Below are 18,832 nucleotides of genomic sequence, written 5' to 3' on the forward strand. Positions count from 1 at the left end.
TCGAACGATAGGTGGTCAATTATCAAACGGGTCTGTTCGTGTCCTCTAAACATGCGACACGGGACGATGCCGCTACCATCTATGTTTAAGTGAAAATTGCGATTCAAAATGTTGGATAGATCGAACACGATGCGGGCAAAATCGAAGTGTTCACGACGATGAGGCGAAGTAACATTTTTGATCGCAAATGCATGACCAGTCAACGATGAATACCTAGGCGAGTGAAATGAAGAATATCGTATCGAGTCTGTTGCTGACTCTATGGGTCGCTGCCCCCATTCACGCTCAGAGATTCACCAAGCCCGAACCAGCAGGCAAACTGAAAAACGATCCCGCCCGAGAACAAGAGTTCATGGATTGGGGATTAGGCATGTTCGTGCATTGGTCATTCGATTCGCAACTCGGCAGCGTGATTAGCCACTCGATGGACTATGCCTCACGCGATTACCTCGATCGCTATGTCAATGAGCTGCCTAAGACGTTTAACCCGACACAGTACGATCCAGACAAGTGGATGGAGATCGCCAAGCTGGCTGGTGCCAAATACATGGTTTTCACGACCAAGCACCACAACGGGTTTTGCATGTGGGACACGAAGACCACGGACTTCAACATCATGAACACGCCGTATGGCAAAGATATTGTCGGCGCTTACGTCGATGCATGCCGACGACACGGGATGAAGGTTGGGTATTACTATTCTCCTGAGGATTTTGCTTTTCACTATGAACGTGATATCCCCGCGCGTGGTGCAAAAGACAGTGGGAAGTATCACGATGAGTTGGTCGCCTATACCAAGACGCATCTCGATGAGCTTTTCGCCAACTATGGAGAGATCGATGTGATCTTCTTAGATGGAGGACACAAGGGCGAGTTGGCTCAGCACGTGCACAAGATTGCCCCGCATTGTCTCGTGACCCGTGGAGAAATGGTGACTCCGGAGCAGAAGCTTCCAGCCGAACCGATTCCTGGTCCGTGGGAAACTTGCTTCACCCTCGGGAACCAGTGGCAATACAAACCGACCAATGAAGACTATAAGTCTGGCACACGCTTGATCAACATGTTGATCGAAACGCGTGCCAAGGGTGGGAACCTGTTGATCAACATGGGCCCGATGCCATCAGGAATCGTTCCGCTCGAACAGGAGGAGCGGTTTCGTGAATTGGCACTTTGGATGTTTGTCAATGACGAAGCGATTCACGACATTCGTCCGTGCGTCACCGCTGGAAGCAAAGACGTTTACTACACTCAGTCGAAGGATGGCAAGACCGTGTACGCGTTGCTCACGGGGTTGACGGACGATGATCCCAAAGGCGGTACCCAGTGGGGGCGTTCGGTTCGAAAAGAAGTCGTGCTGAAAGAATTGACCGCGACCCCTAAAACCAAAATTACTGTCTTGGGACAAGAGGATCGCGTGGAAAAGTTCACGTCACGGCACGACATCGGTACGCGGCATGAGCAAACCGAAGATGGATTGAAGATTTCCGCAGTGCGTGCACAGCGACTTTACAACAACCGACGTTGGCCGAATGCGGTCGTATTGCGGCTTGAGAACGTGAAGTTTGCGATTGACCAATAGGGAGCTCGGCCTATCGAAGGGCGGGCGGCCGTGGGCGACGCGACGAGGCCTTCCATAACGGAATGGATAGGCTCGTTTTCCTGTCCACGTCGATGCCGCATCAACTGAATGTTCCGGCGTATCGAAAATAGAAGATTCATAACTCAGATGAAAAGTGCAATGAAAAATCATACGATTCGTGACCGCAGCGATCTTCAAAGAAGAGAATTCCTTGCGTTGGCTGCCTCGAGCGTTGGGGTTGGGCTAACAACGCGTGCGAGTGCAGGCGAGGTCTCGCGGATTGTCACGTTGAAGGAGGCGCATCAGGGCACGCTCGAGATCGACCTGCGGATCATGAATCAGTACGACGTGCAACCGCCGGAGGTGCAGGAGTTTTATACGGCCTGTCGCGCGGCGTTGACGGGGCCGAATCCCGAAGAGTCACTGGCACAGCAGTGTCGAAATTTTAATCGTTCGACGCTCGGCGGTCCGATGTTGGGCGATCTGGCTTCGACAAGTGTGGCCGTGTGGATGCACTTACCGGAACCCGACCGCGTTGATGTCGTCGTGAGCCTCGATGCCGGCGGATCACCGAAGGCGTTTGCTTCGCGAGCAGCCGAACGGATTCAGGTAGTGCGGTGCGAGGGGCTTTTGCCCGACACACGCTATACCTACGTGGTGAGGGATTCCAAGGGGCGAAAACTCGGAAGCGGCGGCTTTGCAACGGCCCCGGATGAGCTGTCTGAAAATCCATTCCAAATTGCCTTCGGGACGTGTTTTCACAAAGTCGGTTTGTATCGACCGGAGTTGATGAAACTGGTGCAGGAACGTGGCAGTCGCGCGATGCTGGTGCTCGGCGATTCTGCCGTGGACGACCGGAAGTGTGATTATGGATTGATCAACACCGACTACATGCTTCGCAACCTCTCACCGCCCTGGCAGCAACTCACGGCAAATGTCCCCGTGTTCACATCATGGGATGACCATGACTATTGGCATGATGATGCAGGCGGTACGCGCACCAGAGGTCAGGCGATTGATGTTGATGGACTGCGCCGAAATTGGATTACCCAATGGAACAATCCGGATCGGAGTGTGGATCGCAACGGAGTCTACTTCCAGACGCAAATCGGGCCGGTGCAGTTCATTTCGCTCGATACACGCTCGTGCCGGGTGAATGAGCAGCGTGGGCAGTTGAATTCATTTTTAGGCGAAGAGCAGATGGCTTGGGTGAAGAAACAACTTAATGAATCAACGTCGCCCTACATTTTGCTCAGCAGTGGAACGATGTGGAGTGACTACATTTCCAACGGGAAAGACAGTTGGGGCACATGGGACACGGAAGGCCGCGAAGAAATCTTTCAGGTGATCGACGGCAAACAGGGATCGCAGGTCATCCTGCTGTCCGGGGACCGTCACGGCGCACGCGGTTTTGCCATTCCACGTCCTGGCCGCAAAAAGATCTATGAGTTTGAGGTCGCAACCTTGGGAGGTGTTCCGGGGCCGGGGGCATTCGGGCAAGACAGATCGGCACAATTGTTCGGCCTTCCGAGCAACTCATGGGCGTTTAGTGAATTCTCTTTCCGCTCGGTTGCTGGAGTCCCGCAGGCGACCTTCCGCTTGGTGAATGAGCGTGGGGAAGAGTTGGAAACGATCGAACTGGATTAGCCGTACCTGACTCGGCTATCGATTTTGAAAATAAGACGAGCATGCTCCAGTAATAAAAATATGAAGAATCGAATAATCGCCTGTTTGTTCGTCATTATCGCGGGGGGATGGGCTTCCTTGCTCGCGGCCGATGACGCAATGGCTCTGCGTGAGACACTGAACCCGCTCGCTAATCGTGGCGTGCCGAGATCGGTCGAGGCGTTGTGGGACGGTTTTGATCCTCGATCCGAACCTCTGGACGTGGAAATCCTGAAAGAGTGGGAGCAGGAAGGGGTTGTCCTGAGGGTGGTGAGGTTCCGTATCGGAACGTTCAAAGGCCAGAAGGCGATGTTGGCGGGAGTGTTTGGTTTTCCTAAGGGGGCAACCAACTTGCCGGGGCTACTGCAAATTCATGGCGGTGGTCAATACGCGGATTACAGGGCACCGTTGGCGAACGCGAAACGCGGCTATGCCACCATTTCGATCTCTTGGGCGGGCAGAATCAACGCACCGGACCACAAGGTAACGCCCGCCGAGGTGAAGCTGTTTTGGGAAGACAAAACGGACCATCCAAAGTACCGGTTGACGACCGACTGGGGCGCAGTCGATGGTTATCATGCGTCGTCGCGGAACGCGGCGAACGTGTTTCCCAAGATTCCTGATCCGGCAACCTGGACGCTGGATGATGTCAAATCGCCACGGAACAACAGTTGGTTTCTGTGCACCCTCGCCGCACGCCGAGCGATTACATTTCTCGAAGAACAACCGCAGGTCGACGCCGATCGTGTGGGCGTTTACGGGCATTCGATGGGCGGCAAGCTGACCGTGCTGACGGCTGGTTCCGACGACCGCGTGAAAGCGGCCGTGCCTTCCTGTGGTGGGATCAGCGATCGGTACAACGACGATCCGTTGTTTCGTGCGACCCTTGGCGATGACGCCTATTTGAAAAACATCCGGTGCCCGATTCTGTTTCAAAGTCCGGCCAACGATTTCCACGGACGCATCAACGATCTGCAAATCGCACTGACGGAAATCAAAACGGAGGCATGGCGGGCAACTTGTTCGCCTCATCACAATCATCAGGATACGAGCAACTTTGAAGTCGCCGCCCTGCTGTGGTTCGATCAGTACCTGAAAGGTTCATTTCAATGGCCGAAGACTCCGGCAACTGAATTGAGTTTGAAGGCCGTCCCCACGTTTTCCGTGATTCCCGATCAGTCGAAACCTGTGTTGGCAGTCGATGTGTTCTACACCCGTCAGGGCCAGATGGACGGAAAGCCGGACGATCGCGAAAATACCAAAGCGAAGTTTTGGCATCATGCGAAAGCCGAGATGAGAGATGACGTCTGGGTCGCGGATTTGCCCCTGTTCGGAAACGAACGGCCGTTATGGGTTTATGCCAATGTTCTCTATTCGCTCGATAAACCACTCAGTGGAGCGGGGTACTATTACGGCACCTACACCGCTGAGCAGTTCAATGTCTCATCGTTGATGTCGATCGCCTCGGCCGCGGAACTTCAGGCCGCTCAGGTAAAGCCTACCGTGCAGCCGTCCACGATGATCGAGACGTTCGAAGGTGATTGGCAAAAGGAATGGTTTAGCTACAAGCTCGAGGATTGGGCACGTCGAACTCATAAGGTGTACGACCCGCAGTGGGCGGCTCCCCCGGATTCGCAGTTGTCAATTGAAGTGCAAACCGATTCGGCGAATTCGATGGTTGTGGGCATCGACGCGTTTGCAGCCGAGGTCGAACTGCGTGGCGGCGTCGATTGGCAAACGATCGTTCTCTCGAAATCAGACTTCATGGACGCCGAAGGCAAGTCGCTTGAAGAGTGGCGAGGGATTCGAGAGTTGCGTCTCGGAGACCAAGAAACTCTGAAGGGTAAAGAGGTCAGGCGAAGCGTTGGCAAACGATGGAACGGTGCGACGCCGAAACTGCGGAATTTGCAGTGGATCAGTGTGGAAGCGGATACCGAACAGAGCAGCGATTCCGCATCCTCATCGATTCGAGATCAGATCGACTATCCGTCGTTTCTCGGCCAGATGGATATGACTTGGGACCGCGTTCCCCATCGGTGGGAAGTCGCGCCGTATACGGGAAACGGCAATGTCGGATTTTTGTTTTATCAATCCAACAAGGATGCGAAGAATGTAATCTCGATTCATGCCGGTCGGCATGATTATTACGATCACCGACTGCCGCACGACGGAAATGAGAACCTGTGGATCTATCGCAGTCGTCTCCCATTGGGCCGTTTTCAATTGAAGTCGAAAGGTAACATCGTGTCGGCCGATCTGCGATTGAGTCTTTGGGATGCAGAGCTAACCGGGACGATTCAAACAGACCAGGGCGCCTACACTGTTCGCGGACTTTCCCACAGTCTCGACGATGTGATCTATTTCGAAACCGACGCCGTCGGTGGTGAGTCCGTAGAAATCACGTGGCATCCTGAGGAGCCGATGCCTCCCGTTCGAGTAACGCTCGATGCCGGCGGTGGCCCCAAAGGCGGAACCTGGGATCGAATGCGGAAAGCTCCTTTGCCGATGCCTCCGGCGCCCACGTTGACCGAATCAAACGGAACGCACTACTGCCTGCAGCCATTGCATGATCACCGAGGCGAAACGACAACGGGATGGAAAGTGTCGGGTGCCAAAGACGGCAACCAAGTTCTGATTGCGAGTATTCACCACAGTTTCCCCGAGCACGATAGTCAAGAAACGGTTGAGGCGAACCTCGCTCGAGCCGACGCCCGTCTGTCTGATAACTCGTTGTTTGCGACTCACCGAGATTGGTGGCATGAATACTATCCGCTCAGTTTCTTGACGATCAATGATCCCGAAAAGGAAGCGTTTTACTGGATTCAGATGTACAAGTTTGCTTCCGCGACGCGCGGCAACGGACCTGTCATGGATCTCATGGGGCCTTGGTATCACAATACGTTTTGGCCGATGGTTTGGGGGGATCTGAACGTCGAACTTCAATATTGGACGCACCTCACCGCGAATCGTTTGGACGCGGGTGCCTCCTTGGTGAATTGGTTTGATAAGCACGAGGCGCAATTGTTCAAAAATGTGCCGAAGCACTGGGAAGACAGCGCGGGGCTGGCGACGTTGTTTCCTCAAGACCTCGTCGCGAGCCAGGGCGGTACGGTGCCAGACATGTTGTGCTGGATTCTTCACGACTATTGGTTGCACTGCGAATTCGCGGGCGATCGAAAGCGAATGCGAGACGGGCTGTTTCCAAAAATTCGCGGGACGGTCAACAGCTATCGCAACTACCTGAGCGATAATCCCGTTCAATCGGATGACGGCAAGATCCACATCAAGAACAGTTGGTCGCCTGAGTATCCGGGCGGACGCGGGCAAGACATCAACTTCACGATCGGGCTGATGCGTTGGGCGTTGCAGACATTGTTAGACATCAATGCCGAGCACGAATTGAACGATCCGTTGGCGCCGCAGTGGCAGCAAATGTTGGACAACCTCGTCGACTTTCAAATTGATGAAAATGGGCTGCGGGTGGGCAAGGACATTCCGTTCGACACTCCCCATCGACACTATTCACACCTGCTGCCGTTTTATCCGCTAGGGGTTTTGACGACAGACACGGACGACGGTGCACAGCTATTGCGTACCACACTGGATCATTGGCTCGATGTGACTTTTAACAGCGGCATCAAAGTCGGGGCGATGCCGGTGACGGGATACACGGCAACCGGGGCGGCATCGATGTACGCGATGCTGGGTGATGCCGAGAAGGCGTACGAATATCTCGATTTCTTTATTCAACACGATCGAGTTTCGCCAACGACGATGTACGCTGAAGGCAATCCGGTTATCGAAAGTCCGTTGTCGTTCGCGACGTGCATCCACGACATGCTGCTGCAGAGCACCGGCGGTAAAATTCGCGTCTTCCCAGGAACGCCTGAGCGATGGTCGGATGTCGCGTTCGCCCAATTACGGACACAGGGAGCGTTCCTCGTAACGGCAAAACGAAAAGGCGGAGTGACCGAATTTGTGAAGTTGCAAAGCGAAGCGGGGTCTCCGTGTCTCGTGAAGATCGATATTCCGAATCCGATCATCAGCGTAAACGGAGGTCCTGCACCGGAGGGCGTTTGCCGATTGACCGAACAAGGGTTCTACGACGTTGCGATCGAAAAGGGCGATGCCGTGACGTTCAGTCGCGTGGCATTGAAAGATGCGGATATGAAAATTACGCCGATATTCGTCAGCGAAAAGAACCGCAACCTGTTCGGCTTCAATGAAAACACCGAGCGGCTTCCCGGTCATCGGCACTATTCCAAAAGTCCTTCCAAGAAGTAATCTGCGTTCAAACTCGGACGCGGAACGAATAGGAGACAGAAGGCAGGAGGCGAGTTGGTCGTCGGCGTCGATTATGCATCCGTGTTGTGGACATTGACGGCGACCGTGGTTACTCCGGCAATGGGGGCGCCGCCGGTGCGTTGGCCGATCAGTTTGCTTCGGTCGATTGGCTATTTTTGAGAATTGTCGAGCGAGTCGAAGAAGGGCTGCGACGTGAGTCGAAACTCTCGAATGTCGAGAGAGCCAAATGAGAAGCCGATTTTCGCGGACTTCTTCGGCTGTGCAATGCGAGGATGTTGAACACGGATCGTCTTTGTGTTGATCGTCACGACGGCGGTGTCGCCGACGACTGAGGCTTCGATGCGACTCCAGTGTCCGTCGACGAGTTTGGGAACATCGTCGCCTCCGCTGAGGACGATCATTTCCGCTTTTTGCCCCGCTTCGCTCGCGGCGTAGGTCACGATTTGGCTCGAGGGTTTCGTTGACTCGTTCGCTGTTTGCGTTCGTAGTCGAATTCGGAACGCGTGTCCGCCTTCCTCGGCATCCATGGTGAAGACGACGGTGCGACAACTTGACGGCCGAACATCAATGACGACTCTCGCATCGCAATGCGGAACTTCATAGAGCATCAACGGACCATGGTTGTTGTACTTTTTGTAGAGTTCAGCGTCTTGTGTTACCGAGGCCATCCCGTTATCGATTTTCCAGTCACCGCGTACCGCTTTGCGGCCTTTGAGATTGGGGGCGGTGTAAGGATCAACGACGAGGAAATTGTGTGGGTCGGTTGAGTGTTCGACATCGTGAATGGTGGGAACCCGTTTAGCGGACTCTGTTTCGAGAACCGCGAGGAGTCGTTTTCGCACCGCCGCAGTTTGCGCGTCATCGGTGTGGGGTAGGAATGGAGATTGTTCCAAAACGTCGTTTTCAATATCAAACAAGCGTCCATCGTCGTAGAGTTTCCAGCGTTGGTCGCGAACGGAAACTTGAAACCCGAAGCGGTCCTTATCCCAACCTGGACGTGGATCGTAGAACGAATAGATCCACTTGCGTGATTCCGGGTTCGGTTGGCCAATGAGTTGTTGATAGAAACTGACTCCGTCGAGATCATTTGTTGCGGGAAGAGGCTTGCCGGCGGCCTCGAGCAGTGTCGGGATGAAGTCCGTCGAGTCGACGAGTGTGTCGTTGACGCCTGCGTGGATCTTTCCGGGCCAACTCGCGATCATCGGGACGTGCGTTCCCGCATCGGTTGTCGATCCCTTTCCTCCGGCGATTTCGCCGTGCACCGTTTGCGATCGAATTCGGACGTCGGTTCCGTTGTCGCTGTAAAAAAGGACTAGCGTATTATCAGCGATTCCGAGTGCCTCGATCTTGGCGAGGACTTTGCCGACGCACTCGTCCATGTAGCGGACCATATCAGGAAAGTTCGCGGTGTCGGGATGGGAGCGCAGTTCGGGATCGTTCCAACGAGGCGAACCCGGCGTGGGAGTCATCGGCCAATGCGGCAACGCCATCGGATAGTACACGAAGAACGGTTTGTCTCGTTCTTGTTCCATGAATTCGCCGATGTAATCGACCCACATGTCGGGACCATACTTGCCGCTCGCAGTTTTCAATTCTCCGTCTTCCATCCACGTCGGATCCGCATAACGTGATCCTTTCTCTTCCGTTTCGCCGGAATGAAAAAGGCTGTATCGATCAAATCCGGCGTCCTTGGGATGCATCCCGAGTCCCCGTCGCTTTTCAGATCCTGGGTAGTCGGGCGGATCGTAGCTCTGCAGTTGCCATTTGCCCGCGATACAACATTGGTAGCCGGCATCGTGCATGTAGTGACCGATCGTTTTAGCGGTAGGGTCGAGGATTCCGAAACTGATCCAATTGCGATGATTGTGCAAACCCGTCATCAATTGCAGTCGTGTGTTGGCGCACAGAGGTTGCGAGTAAGCGTGTTCAAATCGCATGCCTTGCGCGGCGAGTCGATCGAGGTTTGGCGTTTGATAGCTTTGACCGCCATAGCAACCGATTCCTTCGACGCCGAGATCGTCTGCCATGATCAGGACGATGTTAGGCATCGTTTGATCGGCTTGGATTGGACAACCCATTCCAACGAAGAATGCGATCGTTAGCGAACCGATTAGCGAATAACGGTTCAGAGCGTGCGGGATGGATTGTGAACTCATCGTATGAAAGCCTCGTTGCTCAAGGGCGCCCACGGTGCGGGGACGCGATGCGATTCTGAAAAGCAAATCGTAACGCATCAGCAACCATCACGCTGTCAGATGTGTCAGAAGTGTCGCGTATAGACTTTGCGTGAAGCGGGATGACGGAGCCCGAGGTGGCTGCTATTGACGGGCGTCTAATCTCACTCTAGTTTTTAACTGACCGACGAGTCAGGAAAGAATTGCGGGTTTCACCAGGCGGCGATGACGATGAGGCCACAGAGAGGCAAGCAAAAACTGTTAGACGCGGCTACGGATCTGTTCGAGTCTCGGGGATATTTCTCAACGACGGTGGAACAGATTACCGAGCAAGCGGGCGTCTCAAAGGGCCTTGTCTACAACTACTACGCCAGCAAAGAGGAACTGCTCGTCGGGCTGATTGAATCGGCGACCACGCGCATGGAATCTGTCGCGGAATCGCTGACGCCGAGCGAAACGATCGAAGATTCGCTTTCCAAATTCGTAGACAACTATCTGAGTTTTCTGCAGTCCGAACGCAGATTTCTCAAGCTACAGCTATCGCTGATGTTGATGCCGGAATTGCGGGACGTCGTTCACGAGGCACAGGAAACACGAGCGACGCTATTGCTATCGACGATCACCGGATGGCTGCGCGAGGCCCGTGTCGATCATCCCAAGGGGAACGCCCGTCTGTTTTTGGCGATGCTCGATGGAGTCGCGTTGCACTATCTCTGCATCTACGAGCAGTACCCACTTCGTACGATGAAGCCGCGGCTAATGCAAGCCGTTTGTGACATCTGCAATCAATCTGAATCAAATGCATGAATACATTAGACGTTCGCCCGCTGCCATCGATCGAAACCGTTGTCGACATGAGGAGCCGATATCTTGACCAGGCAACGGCGCCGTTGGACGGGATGTGGCTGTACGGGTTCGTTCCGATGTCGAAACACTATGGCTTCTACGATCGCGACTCGCTCTGTGGATACTTTTGTGTGAATGAACAAGGGCGTCTGTTGCAATTCTATGTCGACGATCGGCAATGCATCGACCCGCTGTCGCATTTTGAGTCGGTCGTGACAGGTGATGTGATCGAGGAACACATCACGGGAGCGTTCGTCAGCACCGCGGAGCCCGCGTACCTGTCATTGTGTTTGGATACCTTCGCGTCGTTCGACGTTAATGCGTTGATGTACGAACTCGATGTCTCAAAATCACGGGAGAAGATCGAAAGTGCGATTGTTCTGAAGGAGGCGGTCGCGGGACAACTTTCGCAGGTTGTCGATTTCGCGGCCTCGGAGATCGGTGCGCCGAAGGATTGGCTCGGTGGTTACTACGAGAATTTGATCAGTCGCGGCGAATTGTACGTCGTGCGCAGGGATGGTGAAATCATCGCGACCGGAGAAAGCCGTCTTAGTGACGCGTACGAATCGGGCTATGCGGATGTCGGAGTGATTGTTGCTAAGAATGAACGCGGCCAGGGCATTGCGACACAGGTGCTGCGGCGATTGGTAGAGATCAACGAATCTCGCGACCGACAGTCAATCTGCTCGACGGAGAAAGGAAATCGAGCGGCACAAAGGGCGATTTCGAGAGCTGGATTTGTGTCGAGGCATCGTATTGTTGAGTTTTCGTCGCCGCGTTCGGCTCCCGTCTCGCATCCGATGTCCGAACGTCTATGATTGCGGTTCCGTTCTCGGTCATTGTTGAACAGAGAGCCTGATGATTGTACTTCTTAGATTTTGATTGGAGAGACGATGACGAAGCGATGGCGAATTGCCGGGATCAATTTTTCTCACATGCACATGGGAGACTTATTGCGAAATGTCGTCGATCATCCGGATGCGGAATTGGTCGGTATTTGTGACGAGAATCGCGCCGCGATGCAGCCTGCGATCGAGACGCTCGAAATCGATGAGTCGGTGGTTTTCACTGATTACCAGAAATGCATGGAGACGGCTAAACCCGACCTCGTCATCTTGTGTCCACCGACGGGAGAGCATGCGTTGTGGGTGGAGCGGGTGGCGTCCTACGGCGCCCATCTGTTCGTTGAGAAACCGTTTGCCGCGTCGTTGTCGGATGCCGATCGGATGATTGCTGCGGTGAAGCAACCGGGGCAACGCATGATGATCAATTGGCCCATTCGATGGGAACCGTGCTGTTACACCGCGTGGCAATTGATCGACGAAGGTGTGATCGGGGACATCATCGAAACTCACTATTACGGCGGAAATCGCGGTCCGCTTTATCATGGTGCGGACAAAATTGAACACGCACCCACGGCAGAAGACAAGCAAAACAGTTGGTGGTACAAACTTGACGCCGGGGGAGGTTCTTTGCGGGATTACCTGGGGTATGGAGTCACGATCGGCACGTGGTTTAACGGTGGGCAAAAACCGATCGAAGTGACGGCCGTCATGTCGGGAACACCTGGGATTGAGGTCGACGAACATAGTATCACGATCGCTCGTTACGAGAACGGGCTATCAAAGTTCGAGACGCGGTGGGGAACGTTCACCGACCCATGGACGAACCAGCCGCAACCGAAATGCGGATTCGTTATCCGCGGTACGCAAGGGACGATCTCGAGTTATGACTATGAACGCACGGTTCGCGTTCAAACGCTTGAGCGACCGGAGGGATACGATCATCCGGCAGCCCCCCTTCCCGAAGGCGAACGCAACGGGATCGAATACGCAATCACACGCCTGTCGCAGGATTTACCGATCGAAGGACCGCTCTCGCCGGAAATCGCGAGAATCGGACAGCAGATCATCGAGACCGCCATTCAAAGTGCCGAAGCCAAGCGGACACTAACGCTGATTGAGTGAAGCTTCATCACGGCCGAATTGGGCATCGCAGGGATCGCCAAGAGTTCCGCCTGATTCGTATTGAACTTTCTGGAACAAGCGGAAATTCATACTTCAAACGCATTGTGCAGCGGCGCAGTGCCTCCGTTCCCATTGCGAGCTGATGCGTCACCTGATTGTCAGGCTGATGGTTGTTTTGCACCGTTCGCCAGATATCGATAGCACAAGGTTGCGATCATGCCGCAGCACGAAAATCCGGCAACGACTGCGAACACGAGCTGATGGCCGATGGTGGGATTGCTCGATGTTTGGGAACCTCGATCCAGCAAGACGCCCATCAGTGGACCCATGAAGATGTCCGGCGTGTATCCGATTGCCGAAACAATTCCGACTGCCGTGCCGGTGTATCGAAGGGGAATCTTGCCTTCTCGCATGATCGCGAAATAGAGGCCGCGAAGTGCAAACACGGCCGCACTGGTAGCCGTGATCAGCACAAAAAAGCTCGCGAGCATGCCTGGATGCAAAAGATTCAAGGCGATGACGAGGCTGCCGATGGTAAGGACGAGAAAACTCAATGCGGTAACGTTCGTGACGCGAAGCCGGTCCGCGACAAATCCCGCAAGGATTGCCGCCACCGGTCGCATCCACATGGACAGCGTACTCGCGTAAGCGGCGGACACCTCGTCAAACCCCAACGCCTCTTTTGCATACAGCGATACATCGTCGAGACCTTTGTAGGCGACGTAGGCACAAAGGATGATGACCGCCTGCAGCCACACCGTTGGCATGCGTGCGACCTCACGCAGTCCGTTCCATCGAGATGTTCTCCTTTTGGCATCTTGGATCCCGGTGTCTTTGAACCCCGCGTCTCGGCACCCCGCGTCTTGGAAGCCAGTGCGTTGAGACGGGCCAATAGGTCGATGGGTCGCGGCGACTTCCGGCAGTGTCCACCATGTCATTGCAGCGGCCAGCGAAGTCACACCTGTGAAGATCCAAATGACTTGGGTGAACGCAGCGCTTCGTTGCTCAAACGTGGTTGTGTCGATGTCATCAGGCAGCAATGCCGAGTAACCGTAGACGGAAGCGGACCCGATAACGGCCGCGACCAACCCACGGCCGCCGTCGAGCAGCCCAAACGCACTGCCTTGCAGATTGGCTCCACCCCATTGCCGTGTCGCACGAATGAGCCCCGCCCAAAACAGGAAGACAGTGGTGAATCCCCAAAAGCCATAGAGATACATCAGCGTTCCGGGCAGCGGCACGGTCGCTAGTAGCACGCCACCGACCGCGGTCGAAACTAATGCGATCGTCATCAGGCGGCGAGGGCCGTAGCGATCCGCCAACGGTCCGCCTGGGAAATATGACAGCATCGCGACCACGCCGTATGCCGAAAAAGCCCAACCCAGTTGCAGGTTGGTGATGCCGAACACCTCCAGCAACGTCGGGCGAAATACTCGCGGGAGGACAAACGGCAGAAAGAAGATCGCTTCGCCCGCCAAGACCAGCGTGGCGAGCGTTAGCCAGCGAAGGCGAGAGGGCGGCGATGGATTGGAGATGTCCATGAGTGTTGGAATCATAACTGCATTCGCAATCAATGCCCATCGCAGTGATCTTCGGTCTCAGGTCTCAGGCGATCGGGGCTCTTTCGATCGGTTGATCGAATGCTCGCGAGGTCGTGAGCGACGCATCCGGTCTTAAAGACTTCGTTCGATTTGGATTCGAAATCTTGCTCATTGAGTGTCCAAGGACTACCTTCTGAACTGCCGGCGAGATGTTGTTGATCAGTGTGTTTTGACGAGACACCTTAAGCCAACGCTGACGACTCGCGGCGTGCTCTTGCCGAGCATTGAGTCGCTCTTCCATCAGCTTTTCATTTCGCCGAACAACCTTCTATGGAACTTAATATAATGTCCCCACGCCGTTATCAGGTCATTCTCGCGACTCTCTTGATGTGGGGGCCGACGGCAATTGCGGAAACGTGGCGACCGTTGCTCGATAAGGAACTATCCAATTTTGAAATTTGGATGGGTGTTCCTCATGAAAGTGTGACGGGGCTACCGGAGGGGACGTACCAGTCTAAGAAGACGACCGGTGGCACGCCGATGGGACTCAATAACGATGTCAAGAACGTTTTCTCGGTTACCGAGGTTGATGGCGAACCTGTTCTCCACATCACGGGCGAGATCTATGGTGGGCTGACGACGCTCGAACAGTTTGAAAACTATCACTTCAGCACGCAATTCCGTTGGGGTGAGAAGAAGTGGGAACCTCGACTGCAAGGTTTGCGGGACAGCGGCATTCTCTATCATTGCACGGGAGAACATGGATCGTTCTGGAAAGTTTGGATGTCTTCCATTGAGTACCAAGTCCAAGAAACAGACCTGGGTGACCTGTTCGCTCTCGCCGGTACTTCGGCACACGTTCGAGTTTCCGGTCGGAGATACGATCCCAAGAGCGCCGTGTATCTAGAAAAGGGCAACGCCCTCTCCTGTGCCGAGCCCGATGCTCCTCACGGTGAATGGAATCATCTTGAAATCCATGCCGTTGGAACCACCTCCGTGCACGTTGCCAACGGTGTTGTTTTGATGGTTCTCGAGAATTTGAAAATCCGAGAGAAACCTTTGTCACGAGGCCAGATCCAAATTCAGAGCGAAGCAGCAGAGTGTGAGTATAAAGACATCAAAATCCGATCGATTAGTGACTTCCCGGCCGACATCAAGTCCCAAATGAGACTTCGCGATTCAGACATTGCGTCGTAACCCTTTTGCCTGAATCCTTTCGCCGTATTTAGCTGTCGAATTCTGTGACACGTTCTGCTTAAAACTTTGTTCCTTGGGAGACGTCATGAACGTCCGATTCGCTTTTGTTGTTGTGCTTATGCTCGCCACGCACGTGTTAGGTTTGGCCGCCGATGGCATTGGCCAAGAGCGAGCGGTTGCAAAACCGACCGGAAAGGTGCGACCTGACATGACGGAAGGTGTGATCAGTGAAGGATCGATCATCTTCACGTATGTTGATGAAAAACACCGACGACGTTTGACACTCGATCTTTATCGTCCCGAAGTCGCGAGTGAACCGTCACCGGCCATCGTGATGTATTTCGGCGGTGGATGGCAGAATGGTCGACCTGGCCTATTCGCGCCGCTGGCCCAGGCACTCGCTCAGCGAGGATACGTATGTGTGGTGCCTGAATACCGCCTGTCGGGTGAGGTCCCTTTTCCCGCTGCTGTGCATGATGCGAAGGCGGCGGTTCGGTGGACCCGCAAATTCGCCAAGAGGTTCAATATCGATCCGCAGCGTATCGCATGCCTCGGTGGATCGGCCGGTGGGCATCTGTCGGGGTTTGTCGCCGCGACGAACGGTTCGCAGGACTACGAAGGCGACGGCGACCATCGCGAAGTGTCGTCGGAGGTTCAGGCATCGGTCGTGATGTGTGGACCGATGAATCTTTTAGATTCGGACACCGTCGATCGTGTCGAGAAGGCGGCGAAGGAACCTTCGGGACACGCCATTATCGATTTCCTGCAGGGTGAGACTCCATCGTCCAACAAGTCCTTGTATCGGCAGGCGTCACCGGTCACCCATGCCGGTCCACACGTTCCTCCGATGTTGTTTATCGATGGCGAGTTTGATAACCCGCGAGCCCGATACATCGAATTCTGGAAGATACTCGACCGTCATGACATTCCTCATGAGTTTGTCATGATGCCGGACGCGCCGCATCCGTTTTGGGGCAACCACCGTTGGTTCATGTCAACGGTCGATGCCATCGATAACTTTTTGAAGAAGCATATTTAGGCGCAAGGGCAGTTCAATACAGCCATAGTGGCAGATAACGGAAACCTCCCGTCATCCGCCTGACGTACCTCTTCACATTGCCAAACCCGTGGAGTCGAATTTTAATTCTCATTCCAAGTCCAGGTCTCTCCCGCAGCGAGATCGACCTCACGAGTTTCAGAACCATGCCGAACGACAAGCGGGTTGCCTTTGAGGGAATGAATGGTCGCTTCCGCTAATTTGCCGTCTTGCCAATGAACGTCGACTTCGAAGGCCCCACGTGCTCGCAATCCTTTTACCAATCCCGTCGGCCATGCATTGGGGAGAGCGGGTAGGAGGTGAAGTTCACCGGCGTGGCTTTGCAGCAGCATCTCTGCGATCGCCGCTGTTCCACCGAAGTTACCATCAATTTGAAACGGTGGATGCGTATCGAATAGGTTTGGTAGCGTGCCGTTGCGCAGCAGTGTTTCGAGCAATTGATGGGCGCGGTCACCGTCGTGGAAGCGTGCCCAGAAATTCACTTTCCACGCCATGCTCCACCCCGTGCTCTTGTCGCCTCTGGCTTCGAGAGTCTTCCGTGCAGCCGCGAAAAGATCCGGTGTGCTGTAGCGGGTGATTTGTTGTCCCGGGTGCACGCCGTAGAGGTGGGACACGTGTCGGTGCTTGGGATCTTTTTCACCATAGTCTTCAACCCATTCCTGTAACCTTCCCGTTTTGGGACTGATTTGCAACGGTTGAAGTTGATTCAGTGCCGCTTCGACTTCGTTTCGAAATTCGGTGTCAAAGTCTCTGTCGGGTCCGAGCACGGCGTTGGCTTCGAGCACGTTCGAAAACAGATCATGGACGATCTGCAAATCCATCGTAGCGGCGTAGGTGAACTGGGACGCGGTGCCGTCGGCTTTGATGAAAGTGTTTTCAGGAGAGTGTGACGGGTTGGTGACCAGATTGCCTGCCGCGGGCGTTCCGGCGGGGGCCTCGACGAGAAAGTCCAAGATGAATTGCGCTGCTCCACGCATCAGGGGATAGCCGCGTGTTTCGAGGAACTCACGGTCTCCGCTGAACCGGTAGTATTCCATCAGGTCGCGAGTCGCCCATGCGGCACCCATCGGCCAGACGCCCCAAACTCCATCGGCAGGTGTCGTTGCGCCAAAGAGATCGGACAAGTGATGGACGACCCATCCTTCGGCGCCATAATGCTTCTGCGCCGTTTCGGTTCCGTACGGGACGAGGCTTTCTAAGTAGTCGAAATACGGCAGATGGCATTCTGCGAGATTGGCGACCTGCGCAGGCCAATAGTTCATCTGAAAGTTGATGTTGAAATGGTAGTCGCTGTTCCATGCGGCTTTGTAGTTTTGGCACCACTTGCCTTGCAAGTTTGCAGGCAGAAAACCGTCTCGGGAACTTCCGATCAGCAGATAGCGGCCGAATTGAAAATAGAGTGCTTCGAGTTGGGGATCGTTGCCACCTTTCTTGACGGCACGTAAACGCTCGTCCGTCGGCAATTTGACGGCATCCGTTGTGCCGAGGTCCAATTGAACCCGGTTGAATAGTTGTTGATGATCGGCGATGTGGTCGGAACGCAATTGCGCATAGGTCTTGGTCGAGGCTGCCTTCAATGCGGTCTCGCAACGCTGCGTCGCGTTACCGGAAAGGTCCTTCGCGTCGATGTAACTGGTGGCTCCCACTAGCAGCATGGTGACTTCGTCGGCGTTTTCGACAACGAGTTTCGCGTCCTCGTTCGAGACGGTGCCGCCGCTGACCATCGGTTCCAGTTGGGCCTCGTAGTTCACACCGAGTTTGCCCCGCATGATCAGGCGGTTGTTCGGTCCTGACTCCGTCGTGGCATCGCGGCGATCGAATTGCGCCGTGAAATTGATCTGTCCGGGTTGGTCGGCACTCATGTGAATGACGATCGCCTGGTCAGGGAAGCTGACAAAGACTTCTCGCGTGTAGGTCACTTCGCCGACCGTGTATCGGGTGCGGGTAACACCAGTAGTCAGGTCGAGGTCTCGTCGATACCCAGAGACCGTTTCGACGTCGGGCATGTCGAGCAGGAGGTCGCCTAGTGTTTGATAAGAATCAACTTTCATAGGGATGCCCAGCATTGTTTTGCCGGCCAATTTTGTGGCCTCGCTGTTCTTGTTTCCAAAAAGCAGTTTTTGAACAACAGGAAGTGCATCAAGTGCTTCGGGATTATGCCGGTCGATGTATTCGCCGTCCCAAACCGTCTCTTCATTGAATTGAATCCGTTCGCGATTCACTCCACCGAAGACCATCGCTGCGAGACGACCGTTGCCGACGGGGAGGGCTTCGGTTTCCCATTTGGTGGCGGGTTTTCGGTACCAAAGAGTTAACGGTTCGGCGGGAGGGGTGGCATCGTTCGTGAATTGAGACGATGCGGTTGGATTGTTCGACTCGTCCATCGTATGCCGAGCCGCAAACGCGAGCGGCGCGGTGACGGTCCAGCCGAGAATGAGAATGGTAATGATGGTTTTATACATTCGATTGTCTAAATGTGGGGAGTTTCAGCTATTGAAATA

Annotated in this window: 11 protein-coding genes; 8 read left to right on the forward strand and 3 right to left on the reverse strand. The window is 54.5% G+C overall.

Translation table 11 applies throughout. The annotated features are described in order from the left end of the window. Window positions 1–226 precede the first annotated feature (226 nt). The 3 genes from FHS27_RS21145 to FHS27_RS21155 all read left to right on the forward strand — a co-directional run bounded on the left by FHS27_RS21145 (window position 227) and on the right by FHS27_RS21155 (window position 7,528). Window positions 227–1,579: an alpha-L-fucosidase gene (locus tag FHS27_RS21145; protein ID WP_184306825.1), complete on the forward strand. Its 1,353-nt coding sequence runs from the start codon at window positions 227–229 to the stop codon at window positions 1,577–1,579. 159 nt (window positions 1,580–1,738) lie between these two features. Continuing rightward, window positions 1,739–3,226, forward strand: a complete 1,488-nt coding sequence (locus FHS27_RS21150) for an alkaline phosphatase D family protein (RefSeq protein ID WP_184306826.1) — start codon at window positions 1,739–1,741, stop codon at window positions 3,224–3,226. A 60-nt stretch (window positions 3,227–3,286) separates the two neighbouring features. Beyond that, a complete protein-coding gene (locus tag FHS27_RS21155) occupies window positions 3,287–7,528 on the forward strand; it encodes a dienelactone hydrolase family protein (RefSeq protein WP_246420466.1) in 4,242 nt (1,413 codons plus the stop codon). Between the two features lie 170 nt (window positions 7,529–7,698). On the opposite strand, the gene FHS27_RS21160 is transcribed toward FHS27_RS21155, so the two are convergent. Then, a complete protein-coding gene (locus FHS27_RS21160) occupies window positions 7,699–9,705 on the reverse strand; it encodes a sulfatase-like hydrolase/transferase (RefSeq protein WP_184306827.1) in 2,007 nt (668 codons plus the stop codon). A gap of 249 nt (window positions 9,706–9,954) precedes the next feature. Here FHS27_RS21160 and FHS27_RS21165 point away from each other — a divergent pair, with 249 nt between their 5' ends. The 3 genes from FHS27_RS21165 to FHS27_RS21175 all read left to right on the forward strand — a co-directional run bounded on the left by FHS27_RS21165 (window position 9,955) and on the right by FHS27_RS21175 (window position 12,536). After that, window positions 9,955–10,530 (forward strand): TetR/AcrR family transcriptional regulator, encoded by a 576-nt coding sequence (locus tag FHS27_RS21165; RefSeq protein WP_246420468.1) that lies wholly within the window; start codon window positions 9,955–9,957, stop codon window positions 10,528–10,530. After that, the gene (locus FHS27_RS21170) at window positions 10,527–11,387 is read left to right on the forward strand and encodes a GNAT family N-acetyltransferase (RefSeq protein ID WP_184306828.1); all 861 of its coding nucleotides are present in this window, start codon (window positions 10,527–10,529) and stop codon (window positions 11,385–11,387) included. Before FHS27_RS21165 ends, FHS27_RS21170 begins: the two co-directional genes overlap by 4 nt. 75 nt (window positions 11,388–11,462) lie before the next feature. After that, complete coding sequence (locus tag FHS27_RS21175) at window positions 11,463–12,536, forward strand: Gfo/Idh/MocA family protein (protein ID WP_184306829.1); 1,074 nt, start codon at window positions 11,463–11,465, stop codon at window positions 12,534–12,536. A gap of 158 nt (window positions 12,537–12,694) precedes the next feature. On the opposite strand, the gene FHS27_RS21180 is transcribed toward FHS27_RS21175, so the two are convergent. After that, complete coding sequence (locus FHS27_RS21180; RefSeq protein WP_246420469.1) at window positions 12,695–14,092, reverse strand: MFS transporter; 1,398 nt, start codon at window positions 14,090–14,092, stop codon at window positions 12,695–12,697. Window positions 14,093–14,422: 330 nt separating this feature from the next. Between FHS27_RS21180 and FHS27_RS21185 the strand changes: the two genes are divergently transcribed. Together FHS27_RS21185 and FHS27_RS21190 are read left to right on the forward strand one after the other, a co-directional pair. Beyond that, window positions 14,423–15,274, forward strand: a complete 852-nt coding sequence (locus tag FHS27_RS21185; RefSeq protein WP_184306830.1) for a 3-keto-disaccharide hydrolase — start codon at window positions 14,423–14,425, stop codon at window positions 15,272–15,274. Between the two features lie 85 nt (window positions 15,275–15,359). After that, window positions 15,360–16,313, forward strand: a complete 954-nt coding sequence (locus FHS27_RS21190; RefSeq protein ID WP_184306831.1) for an alpha/beta hydrolase — start codon at window positions 15,360–15,362, stop codon at window positions 16,311–16,313. A gap of 101 nt (window positions 16,314–16,414) precedes the next feature. Here the strand turns inward: FHS27_RS21190 and FHS27_RS21195 are convergent, their stop codons facing one another. Beyond that, window positions 16,415–18,793, reverse strand: coding sequence for a glycoside hydrolase family 95 protein (locus tag FHS27_RS21195; RefSeq protein WP_184306832.1), 2,379 nt, complete (start codon window positions 18,791–18,793; stop codon window positions 16,415–16,417). Window positions 18,794–18,832 lie beyond the last annotated feature (39 nt).

Source organism: Aporhodopirellula rubra (assembly GCF_014192335.1).
Classification (GTDB): Bacteria; Planctomycetota; Planctomycetia; order Pirellulales; family Pirellulaceae; genus Rhodopirellula; species Rhodopirellula rubra.

Coding starts and splice junctions, on each gene's coding strand:
- FHS27_RS21145 (WP_184306825.1), top strand. CDS start 227: ATGAAGAATATCGTATCGAGTCTGTTGCTGACTCTATGGGTCGCTGCC.
- FHS27_RS21150 (WP_184306826.1), top strand. CDS start 1,739: ATGAAAAATCATACGATTCGTGACCGCAGCGATCTTCAAAGAAGAGAA.
- FHS27_RS21155 (WP_246420466.1), top strand. CDS start 3,287: ATGAAGAATCGAATAATCGCCTGTTTGTTCGTCATTATCGCGGGGGGA.
- FHS27_RS21160 (WP_184306827.1), bottom strand. CDS start 9,705: ATGAGTTCACAATCCATCCCGCACGCTCTGAACCGTTATTCGCTAATC.
- FHS27_RS21165 (WP_246420468.1), top strand. CDS start 9,955: ATGAGGCCACAGAGAGGCAAGCAAAAACTGTTAGACGCGGCTACGGAT.
- FHS27_RS21170 (WP_184306828.1), top strand. CDS start 10,527: ATGAATACATTAGACGTTCGCCCGCTGCCATCGATCGAAACCGTTGTC.
- FHS27_RS21175 (WP_184306829.1), top strand. CDS start 11,463: ATGACGAAGCGATGGCGAATTGCCGGGATCAATTTTTCTCACATGCAC.
- FHS27_RS21180 (WP_246420469.1), bottom strand. CDS start 14,092: ATGATTCCAACACTCATGGACATCTCCAATCCATCGCCGCCCTCTCGC.
- FHS27_RS21185 (WP_184306830.1), top strand. CDS start 14,423: ATGTCCCCACGCCGTTATCAGGTCATTCTCGCGACTCTCTTGATGTGG.
- FHS27_RS21190 (WP_184306831.1), top strand. CDS start 15,360: ATGAACGTCCGATTCGCTTTTGTTGTTGTGCTTATGCTCGCCACGCAC.
- FHS27_RS21195 (WP_184306832.1), bottom strand. CDS start 18,793: ATGTATAAAACCATCATTACCATTCTCATTCTCGGCTGGACCGTCACC.